This is a genomic window from Caldicoprobacter sp. (genome assembly GCF_047459465.1).
In the GTDB taxonomy this organism is placed as follows: domain Bacteria; phylum Bacillota; class Clostridia; order Caldicoprobacterales; family Caldicoprobacteraceae; genus Caldicoprobacter.
In genome coordinates, this window is record NZ_VSCO01000205.1 from 1 (window position 1) to 2,382 (window position 2,382).

2 protein-coding genes, 1 tRNA gene and 1 pseudogene are annotated in these 2,382 nt (G+C 41.7%); 1 reads left to right on the plus strand and 3 read right to left on the minus strand.

Features of this window, described 5'->3' with window-relative positions:
* Both FWJ59_RS09345 and hflX read right to left on the minus strand, forming a co-directional pair.
* Positions 1–236, minus strand: a 236-nt coding sequence (locus FWJ59_RS09345; protein WP_414481664.1) for a hypothetical protein, incomplete at its 3' end; no start/stop codon positions are given.
* Between the two features lie 54 nt (positions 237–290).
* Entirely contained in the window at positions 291–1,361 is a 1,071-nt protein-coding gene (gene hflX / locus FWJ59_RS09350) for a GTPase HflX (RefSeq protein ID WP_414481665.1), read from the minus strand.
* 93 nt (positions 1,362–1,454) lie between these two features.
* Here hflX and FWJ59_RS09355 point away from each other — a divergent pair.
* Positions 1,455–1,543, plus strand: a tRNA-Leu gene (locus FWJ59_RS09355).
* A gap of 449 nt (positions 1,544–1,992) precedes the next feature.
* On the opposite strand, the pseudogene FWJ59_RS09360 reads toward FWJ59_RS09355, so the two are convergent.
* Positions 1,993–2,382 (minus strand): annotated as a pseudogene (locus tag FWJ59_RS09360) (hypothetical protein); the annotation flags it as partial.

The window sequence follows — 2,382 nt, forward strand, 5'->3', positions numbered from 1 at the left end:
GAGATATAGCTGTTCACTGAACTCCAGTATGCAATGTTTATAACCGAACTCACACTGGATTCGATGTGATCCATAGAAATGCGCAGATTATGGTTGACGGTTTGAATCTTGTTTAGCTTGACAAGGACATTAAAATTCACCAAACAGAGGGATATCACCAACGCCAGAACGATAACCGTTATGGTAAAACAATAAAATAAAATCTTGGACTTCAAGGTCCTTATACATCTGAACATAGCGGCCATTGGCCCCCCAATTCTACCGATACAAATTCAATGGATATCACGCTACTAATGCTCCACAGTCAGTTGCCTCTCAATAGCCTCCTTTAAGGCTTCCAACCCAATACCAGTTTTAGCAGAAACATAAATAGCACGCTTATTATTAACAATAGAGCCCGTCTCGACGAGATCAATTTTGTTGAATACATCCAATCGCGGTATATCTATAGCATCCAATTCCGATAATACCTTCTCTACCACTCGTATCTTTTCATCCATATCCGGCGAGGTAATGTCGATTACGTGGAGCAAAAGGTCTGAGTACCGCACTTCCTCTAAAGTCGATTTAAAGCCCTCAACCAGATCATGAGGAAGATCCCTTATAAAACCCACGGTATCCACCAGTATCGCCTGTCTCCCGGAAGGCAGGATAAGCCTACGCGCAGATGTATCGAGGGTAGCAAATAGCTTATCCTCCACATAACTCTCGGCTTTGGTAAGAGCATTGAATAAAGTGGATTTGCCGGCATTGGTATAGCCTACTATGGATATTACTGGCACCCTGTTCTTAGCTCGTCGTTGGCGATATAAATTTCTATGCCGTTCTATTTTACTCAACTTTTTCTCTATGGCCTTTATCCTGTCCTGTATATGCCTTCTATCGGTTTCCAGTTTGGTCTCACCCGGTCCCCTTGTGCCTATACCTCCGCCTAGCCTTGACAGCTGCCCTCCCAAGCCTACAAGGCGTGGCAACCTATATTTCAACTGGGCCAGCTCCACCTGCAGCTTGCTTTCTCTGGTCCTAGCCCGCCTGGCAAAGATATCCAGGATGAGACAGGTGCGATCGACTATCTTTACCCCCAAAATATCCTCCATGTTTTTGATCTGAGACCCGCTCAGCTCGTCATTTACTATGACAACGTCAATCTGGTTGGCCTCGATAAACGCTTTCAATTCCTCCAGCTTGCCTTTGCCAATGTAATGGGCGCTGTCAATGCCCTTTCGCCTTTGAGTGACCACACCCACAACGTAAGCACCGGCCGTCTCCGCCAGGGCTTTAAGCTCTTCCATGCTTCCTTCATCTTTACTAGACTCGATAACTCCTACCAAAACTGCCCTTTCGATTTGCTGGACGCTCACAGATGCACCACCTTTTAGAAGAATATTCGAAAATGACTATTGCATTCTTACAACTAATATGCTATTATATCTCTTGTGAAAAGTCAACGACGCGCCGAAGTGGTGGAATTGGCAGACGCGCCGGACTCAAAATCCGGTGGGGCTTACACCCCGTGTGGGTTCGACTCCCACCTTCGGCACCAGAACTGTTTGCACAAACTTATATTTTTAAAAGAAATAAGGACCGATAATGGTCCTTATCTTATTACGGGTAATGTTTTAGCCATGGTATCTCAGCCGCATACAATTGTGGATTTGAATGGAGTCCAAAAGCAATTGTGGCGTATTTTATATTTATCAGATTTATTCTTGCCCTACCATGTTGTTAGCAAATGTTGACAAACAAAAAAACGCTACGCAAATATTTTATTTCATTATGTAGTTATAATTCCTTTTTCCTGAAGGATTTTTATATACTCATCGTAGGATAAAGGGCAATTCACTAAATCAATAAATTGATCAACCATCATCAATTTCTGTCTCACCATGGCTAATTTTAGTACGCACAGATGTCCTTTTATCGCCTAAATAAAGAAAATAAAACTTGTGATCCCTATTATCTTCTCTAAAACCTTTCCTTTGTAACCCCCGCTTAATTTCCAATGTTTTTAAAGTCGCCAATTAGTTGTTCCCCCTTAACTAACCCTTTTATCCTCTTTTTTAGTTGAATTGCATCTTGCGTTAGATTATCGTCACTCTCATTGCCATAAATATCCCAAATCATCATAAATTCTTCTTTAAACTCGTTGATGGCTTCTTCTCGAGATTTTGCATATGCCTGAATACCTAATGGTTCATATTGAACAATATAATATCCCTCTTCTTTAATAACCGGGCAAGCAATTTCATATGATAATAACAGCTTTCTATTCCCATAACTTATTTCACCGTTATTGCTTCTCTTGTCAAAAAACTTTGTCATCACGTAAACTAGACCAGCTATTGCAAATGTTGCAACACCATACTGTGCCAGTTCTGCGCC